Origin of the sequence: uncultured Candidatus Puniceispirillum sp., assembly GCF_963979125.1 — a bacterium.
Taxonomy (GTDB): domain Bacteria; phylum Pseudomonadota; class Alphaproteobacteria; order Puniceispirillales; family Puniceispirillaceae; genus Puniceispirillum.
Genome location: NZ_CAXBVX010000095.1, coordinates 1 through 7,536 on the forward strand (window position 1 = coordinate 1; position 7,536 = coordinate 7,536).

Consider the following 7,536-nt stretch of genomic DNA (forward strand, 5'->3'; position numbering starts at 1 on the left):
TGTGCCCCATCCAGCACCTCAGCGGTAAAGGGAATGGTAGGATCAAGCCAATGACGGGCATAGCCAACATCACGATCCTGACCTTCGATCCGGTCAATCTGCAACCAGTCAACAAAGCCATCACGCTGTCCATCACACACATCGCCCAGCATCAGCTGCCAGGCATTAACCGGCCCTGCCGCGCGCAGCTCTAAACCGCGAATGGCGCCCTCGATCCGCGCGCGCGCAGCGCTGTCCAGCTCATCAACTTTATCATCAAGCAAGGCTTTGAGTCGTTTGGCCAGATTGTTAAGCGGCACCAGCAGATGGTGCAGTCGATCGGCAAATTCATTGGCCGATGTTAATAAATCATCCGATGCTGGATGCAGTTCGGTTTGTAAATCATATTGGCTTTCGGGATCAGCCGCGCGCGCATAAAGGCTGTTGCGTACATGCATGAAAAAGCTTTCGGCAGGTCCCAATGGCTGAAACGCTGATAATCGTTTCTGCCAGCCCTGACCTGGCAGATCACGGGCAAATTCCAAAGCGGCTTCCAGATCGGCCATCGCCGCATTATCACCAGCAATCAAATCCTCTAGGCGCCGTTTCAAGCCGCGTGCACGTCCCCGCCGTCCATCTTCACCGCCGCGTATCCAGTGCCGTAATTCGGCCGTTTCACCAGCGCTAAGATAAGCGGAAAAGGCACTGTCAGCCGCATCAAATACGTGATGCCCTTCATCAAAAACATATCGCGTTGGCCGTCGCCGGTCATCATTGCTGGCATAGGCAGCATGGATCATCACCAGCGCATGATTGGTCACGACAATATCGGCACGCTTGGCACTGCGGGTCGATTTTTCGACAAAGCATTTATTATAATGCGCACAAGCCGCATGTACGCATTCACCACGTCGGTCAGCCAGACCAACTGTCTGGGCGCGCCCTAGCAAATCCATCAACCATGCCGGAAAGCTGGCACCTGTCAGATCGCCATCATTTGTTGCCCCTGCCCAGCGTGCCATCAAGCCCAATGCGGTAGCATTACGTGGTTGCCCTGGCATCGTCCCCAGTGCTTCTTCAAGATTCAGCAAACAAAGATAATTTTCCCGTCCTTTGCGCAGAACAACTTTTTGAGCGTGCGTTTCGGCATTGGGATACAGACGGGTAAGTTCGGCCGCAATCTGGTGTTGCAGCGTACGTGTATAGGTGGAAATCCATACGGCGGCACCGTTCTTTTCCGCCCAAAGGGATGCAGGTGCCAGATAACCCAATGTCTTGCCTGTCCCTGTGCCAGCTTCAGCCAGCACCAATGTTGGTGCAGGTCCGGCGTCTGGGCGGTCAAAGCTGGCTGTGATGGCGGCGGCATAATCCGACTGGCTTTCACGCATTTCTGCGCTTTGTCCCAGCATATCCTGTAGCCGTTCGCGCGCCGCATCAGGCAAAACAGGCTGTGTGCCAGGATCAATCTGTGGTGTGTAATCGGTATATTCGGGTAGCCGATTCCATATTGCCGCGTTGCGCCCATCTGGTGGCTCTGGTTTCTGGGGAGACAGCCCCAGATGTGACAATATAATTGGCCCCCATGTCCAACCCCCAGCGGTCATCATTGCCGCAATTTCACCTGCTTCCTTTCGTGCAGATGGTGCGGCACTTGCCAGCTCGTCTAGCAGCATAAAGGCAACTTGCGGTAAAAGCGCCGCCATTGCATCCCCATTTTGTGGCCGCGCCAGCCCCATTTGTGATGCCAGCCCGACAGGTGTTGGCAAACAGAAACGCGCTGGCCGCACAAAGGCAAATAATTCCATAATATCTAGAGCACGGGTTATATCGGTGCCTGCCCGTGCGCTACTCCAGCGACGATGGCATAATAGCACCGCATCACGCGCCAGTTTATGGCCAAGCGCGGTGCGATCCAGCTCGGTGATCTCACCATTTTTGGAAATCCAGATCAGATGTGATCCATGCGGATAGAACACAGGCGCGCTGTGTAATTCGGGTACCTCATTAGGGTGTGACGAGAAGATATCCTGCATGACTCTATTGATATAGACCGCCAAGCCAGTACAAGCTAGCCTTGCGATGCCAGATAGGTGGTTAAAACGGTATTTTACCCCTTATCAGTCAGTGTGATCGCTCTTGACCTTACCCAAGGCTTTGCCTAGCTTGACGGCAGTTTGATTGCGTCCCCTATTTGTTGGTGACGCCAAGTTAAAAATGAGCATCTGATGACCGATTTGAATGAAATGATGGATATTGTCCGCAATGCCAAAGCATGGCCATTCGCCGAAGCCACAATGTTGGCAAAACGGCTGGATAAGATGGGTGGCCCTGACAAGGATGCGGTCATTTTTGAAACCGGTTATGGGCCGTCGGGTCTGCCGCATATTGGCACCTTTGGCGAGGTGGTACGTACCAGCATGGTGCGGCATGCTTTTGAAACTCTGACAGGTGCCAAAACCCGGCTGATCTGTTTTTCTGATGATCTAGATGGGTTTCGCAAAATTCCAGATAACATTCCGAATCCCAAACAGCTGGAGCCTTATTTGCATATGCCGTTGACCAAGGTGAGAGATCCGTTTGGCACGGCGTCATCCTTTGGCGCGCATAACAATGAAGCCTTGCAGGCATTTCTAGATTCGTTCGGTTTTGAATATGAATTTGTCAGTTCGACCGACTGTTATATGTCTGGCAAATTTGATGATGCCTTGCGTGATGTGCTGGCACATTATGATGATATCATGAAAATCATGTTGCCCACATTGGGGGCTGAACGTCAGGCGACCTATAGCCCGTTCTTTCCCATCTGCCCTGATACAGGCCGTGTGCTTCAGGCCAAGGTGATTGCAAAGGATATTGCCACTGACAGCATCACCTATCTGCATCCCGAAACAGGCGCAGAACAGACAAGTCTGGTGACAGGAGGCCATTGCAAATTACAGTGGAAATGCGACTGGGCGATGCGTTGGTATGCGCTTGGCGTCGATTATGAAATGAATGGCAAGGATCTGACAGATTCGGTCACGCAATCATCCAAAATTGTGCGCGCACTTGGCGCGACGCCGCCTGCCGGCCTGACATATGAATTATTTCTTGATGCGAATGGCGAAAAGATTTCAAAGTCAAAAGGCAATGGCCTGTCGATTGATGAATGGCTACGTTATGGCAGTCCCGAAGCTCTGTCATTATTCATGTATGCCCAGCCAAAACGTGCGAAACGCCTGCATTTTGATGTGATCCCAAAGACGGTTGATGAATATTACCAACATCTTGGCAAGATCACCGAACAGGCAGTTGATGCGCAGGTCGAAAACCCAGTCTGGCATATCCATAGTGGTGTTCCCGAGGCGGCCAGTTTGCCTGTGACCTTTACCTTGCTGTTGAATCTGGCAGCGGTATGCCATGCCGAAGAATCTTCGGTGGTGTGGGCTTATGTCAGTGATTATGCCGATGGGGTTAGTGCTGAAACACATCCAGCACTTGATCGGATGATCGGCTATGCGGTGAATTACTATCAGGATTTGGTGCGGCCAACAAAAACCTATCGTCTGGCGAGCGACGCCGAAAGCGGACAGATACAAATGCTTGCTGATGCGATTCGCGCACTGCCTGCCGATGCGCCTGCCGAGGATATACAGTCAGCGGTCTATGCCACCGGCAAACAGGCTGAATATGAAAATCTGCGAAGCTGGTTTATTTGCCTATATGAAGTTTTGCTTGGGCAGTCCGAAGGCCCACGTATGGGATCATTTTTTGCCCTTTATGGCCGCGATAAGTCACTACAACTTATTGATGATGCACTGGCGGGAAAATTAGCTGATAAAGCAGCAGATCAAAGATCAGTGGAGGATGCTCATTGATCTGGCGTCTTGCTGCATCTGCCGCCCGTCTATTGCCACCTGAGGCCGCACATATTGCGGCAGTCCGAACGTTGCAAGCCAATATTGGCCCGCGTCCGGATGTACCATCCTTGCCAGTGTCGCTTGCTGGCCTTGATTTTGCTAACCCATTAGGCGTTGCGGCTGGGTTTGATAAAAATGCGGCCTGTTACAAAGGTGCGATGGGGCTAGGTTTTGGCCATGTAGAGGTTGGCACAATCACCCCGCTTGCCCAACCGGGGAATCCTAAACCGCGTGTGTTCAGGCTACCACAGGATGCGGCGGTCATTAACCGTTATGGGTTTAACAGCCTTGGTATGGAAGTGGCAGCGGCGAATCTGGCGCGGATTCGCGACTATGCAGGGATTCTGGGTGTTAATGTCGGGGCAAATAAGACCAGCGCAAACCCAACCGAGGATTATCGTGTTGCGGTCGCCCGTCTTGCCTGTTTTGCCGATTATGTGACTTTGAACATTTCTTCGCCAAATACGCCGGGCTTGCGCGATTTACAAACATCGGAACATCTGGCATCTTTGCTAGAGGCAGCGCGAACAGGCATGCAGGAAGCTGGTGTCGCGCGTCCGATTTTTCTCAAAATAGCTCCCGATCTTGAACAGGCTGATCTGGAATTGATTGTCGATCACTGCGTTTCGGCTGGGGTTGATGGTATCATTGCCACCAATACCACAATTAGCCGCCCTGATAGTTTGCGTGACCGACATGCAATGCAAAATGGCGGGCTTTCTGGACAGCCGTTATTTAATATGGCGACAGATGTTCTGGCGCGAATCGCACAGCTAGGCAAAGGCCGGATAGCTATTATTGGTGTTGGCGGTGTTGCACATGGATGGCAGGCCTATGCCAAAATTCTGGTTGGTGCTGATCTTGTTCAACTTTATTCAGGACTGGCATTAGACGGGCCGTTGATTGCCAGCCGTATTTTACATGAACTTGCCGCGCTTTTACAAAAAGATGGTGTCCGCACTGTTGCGGCAGTGCGTGGCACAATACCTGATGCAAAGGCTGCGATTACACACGCTTTTCGTTGCGCGCAAACCGATTAAAGGCTGATCTGAGATTATCGCTTTTCAAATGATCAACGGGGTTTCTTGCTGTCGTTGGCGCGGATAGAATGGGGGTGCCAGCCTTTTGTTTTTTCATACTGTTTTCATATGAGTGCGCCAAAAGCCTGAAATAGAACAGTGTGACGATGCGCATTGATGAGGCAAGGCTGGAAAATTGACGACGCTTGTCAATTTCCTGGCAAAACCAGTCCAGATCAATCGATTCGCGTTGCATAATATCCGAAATACATTCCCAGATATATGGTTCCAGAACGATGGTGGTGCGTAGATGGGCTAGTCGGACATTCCGTTTTTGTCGTTTCTGTATCATTTTGTCTCACCAAATTGCTTTTTTGAATTATTCCTTTGATTAATATTAAGCCAAAAGAATTAACAAAAAGCTAAGCGCACCAATTAAAATGCGATGTGGGGAACTGTACTGATTTGTTTTGATACTTGACGTTAGAGCATAGCTAGCCTATACCCACGCATCACTTCGACGTGATTATTGACGTCGGTTTGACCCTTTTGAAAAATACCGAGGCTTATCATGGCTAAACGCTGTCAAATCACTGGTAAAACTGTCATGGCTGGTAACAATGTCAGTCACGCAAACAACCGCACGCGCCGCCGATTCCTTCCGAACCTTCAGCAGGCAAGCATGCAAAGCGAAATTCTGGATCGCAAGATCAGTCTGCGTATCTCGACAAGCGCTATCCGCACTGTTGAAAAGCATGGTGGTATTGATGCGTTTTTGATGCAGGCACGTAATTCGGAACTTGCCGATGAAGCACGCTTGTTGAAACGCGAAATGATGGCGGCACAAGCCAAGTCATAAATCCAAATATAGTTATGAATTTAAAAACCCCGCTTTTGGCGGGGTTTTGTTTTGATGGTACATAAAGCTGTTTAGGCAACCTTTTTGCCGCGCCGTGCGGTGTCTTCGTCAAATAGGTCAGTAAGCTGACCGACAACAGCACCACCTAGCTGATCGACATCGGTTATGGTGACCGCGCGACGGTAATAGCGGGTGACGTCATGTCCAATACCGATAGCTAGCAATTCGATAGGCGAGCGTCCTTCGATATAGGCAATCACTTCACGCAGATGTCGTTCCAGATAGCTACCGCTATTGACCGACAAGGTCGAATCATCAACAGGCGCGCCATCAGAAATGACCAGCATGATACGGCGATCTTCGGTGCGCGCAAGCAAACGCTCATGCGCCCATAATAGCGCCTCGCCATCGATATTTTCTTTCAGAATGCCTTCACGCAACATCAAACCCAGTGATTTGCGTGCCCGCCGCCATGGCACATCGGCTGGCTTGTAAATGATATGGCGCAGATCATTCAGGCGTCCTGGTGCGGCTGGTTTGCCAGCCTGCTGCCATAATTCACGACATTGGCCACCTTTCCATGCGCGTGTGGTAAAGCCCAGAATTTCAACCTTGACGCCGCATCGTTCGAGTGTGCGTGCCAGAATATCGGCTGTAACGGCGGCAATGGTGATTGGACGCCCGCGCATCGATCCGGAATTATCCAGAAGCAAGGTCACAACCGTATCGCGGAATTTGGTGTCCTGTTCCTGTTTATAGGATAGCGCGCTCAATGGCTGGGTTACAACGCGGTGCAGTTTTGCCGCATCCAGAATGCCTTCTTCAAGATCAAAATCCCATGACCGGTTTTGATGCGCCATCAATTTCCGTTGCAGTCGGTTGGCCAGCTTGCCAACCACCGACGTCACATTTTCCATATGCCGGTCAAGCATTGTACGCAGACGATCAAGCTCTTCCGCATCGCACAGATCGGCGGCTGAGACAATCTCGTCAAATTTGGTTTCGAATGTGCGGTAAGCATCATCGGCCTTGCCTCGATCTGCATTATGACCTGTCATATCCGCATTGGGTGACTCGCCGTCCGACATGCCTTCTTCGGATCCATCTGCTTCGCCCATTTCGCCCTCTTGCGAGGATCCGGCATCACCAGCATCATCCATTGACTGGCTGTCTTCGCCTTCGGACTGGTCTTCGCCAACGGCGGACTGCTCACCATCCTGATCGCTCTGGCTATCGCCACTATCATCTTCATCACTGCCTTCATCGGCATCGTCATCCGGATTTGACGACGCGTCACCAAGATCGGTTTCCAAAGCACCAATCAGGCGACGTGAGATTTCGGCAAACTGGGTTTGATCGCCAATAGTGGCTTCTAACTGGTCGAGCAGATCACCAGCGCGTGATTTTACCCATGGGCGCCATAAATCCATCACCATCGACAGATTCTGCGGTGGTGGGGCGCCGGTCAGCTCCTCGCGCAACAATAGCCTTACGACTTCGGCTATGCCCGCCTCATCAGCGCTACCCGGTGCTTCGATCTGGCGATTTTCATATCGCTGGTTCAAGGCAGCGGTCAAATTCTCACCAACGCCGGCAAGATCATTCGCACCAATCGCCTCGACACGGGCGCGTTCGGCAGATTCAAAGATTGCCTTGGCACCATCGGGATTTGGGCAATGTTGCTTATGTGTCTTTGGATCATGATGCGCAATCCATAAAGCCGCGCCATCGGCGGCACCTCGCAGGCTTGCTTTCTGCGCGGCGGTTGCGGTTGGTGGCA

At 51.5% G+C, this 7,536-nt stretch carries 6 protein-coding genes; 3 read left to right on the forward strand and 3 right to left on the reverse strand.

Going from position 1 to position 7,536, the window contains the following annotated elements:
- Positions 1-2,012 (reverse strand): ATP-dependent DNA helicase (locus ABNT28_RS08960; RefSeq protein ID WP_348721422.1); only part of this gene is annotated, 2,012 nt, incomplete at its 3' end.
- 192 nt (positions 2,013-2,204) lie between these two features.
- On the opposite strand from ABNT28_RS08960, the gene ABNT28_RS08965 reads away from it, so the two are divergent.
- A complete protein-coding gene (locus tag ABNT28_RS08965; protein WP_348721423.1) occupies positions 2,205-3,836 on the forward strand; it encodes a lysine--tRNA ligase in 1,632 nt (543 codons plus the stop codon).
- Entirely contained in the window at positions 3,833-4,918 is a 1,086-nt protein-coding gene (locus tag ABNT28_RS08970) for a quinone-dependent dihydroorotate dehydrogenase (protein WP_348721424.1), read from the forward strand. Before ABNT28_RS08965 ends, ABNT28_RS08970 begins: the two co-directional genes overlap by 4 nt.
- On the opposite strand, the gene ABNT28_RS08975 is transcribed toward ABNT28_RS08970, so the two are convergent.
- Positions 4,884-5,249, reverse strand: a complete 366-nt coding sequence (locus ABNT28_RS08975; RefSeq protein WP_332925038.1) for a ribbon-helix-helix domain-containing protein — start codon at positions 5,247-5,249, stop codon at positions 4,884-4,886. The genes ABNT28_RS08970 and ABNT28_RS08975 overlap by 35 nt on opposite strands.
- 219 nt (positions 5,250-5,468) lie before the next feature.
- Between ABNT28_RS08975 and rpmB the strand changes: the two genes are divergently transcribed.
- Positions 5,469-5,756, forward strand: a complete 288-nt coding sequence (gene rpmB, locus ABNT28_RS08980; RefSeq protein WP_332925037.1) for a 50S ribosomal protein L28 — start codon at positions 5,469-5,471, stop codon at positions 5,754-5,756.
- A 71-nt stretch (positions 5,757-5,827) separates the two neighbouring features.
- On the opposite strand, the gene cobT is transcribed toward rpmB, so the two are convergent.
- The coding region (gene cobT, locus ABNT28_RS08985) for a cobaltochelatase subunit CobT (protein ID WP_348721425.1) at positions 5,828-7,536 on the reverse strand (1,709 nt) is incomplete at its 5' end.

Bases quoted from the DNA above. Each gene is read 5' to 3' on its own strand.
- ABNT28_RS08965 (WP_348721423.1), top strand. From the start codon at position 2,205: ATGACCGATTTGAATGAAATGATGGATATTGTCCGCAATGCCAAAGCA.
- ABNT28_RS08975 (WP_332925038.1), bottom strand. From the start codon at position 5,249: ATGATACAGAAACGACAAAAACGGAATGTCCGACTAGCCCATCTACGC.
- rpmB (WP_332925037.1), top strand. From the start codon at position 5,469: ATGGCTAAACGCTGTCAAATCACTGGTAAAACTGTCATGGCTGGTAAC.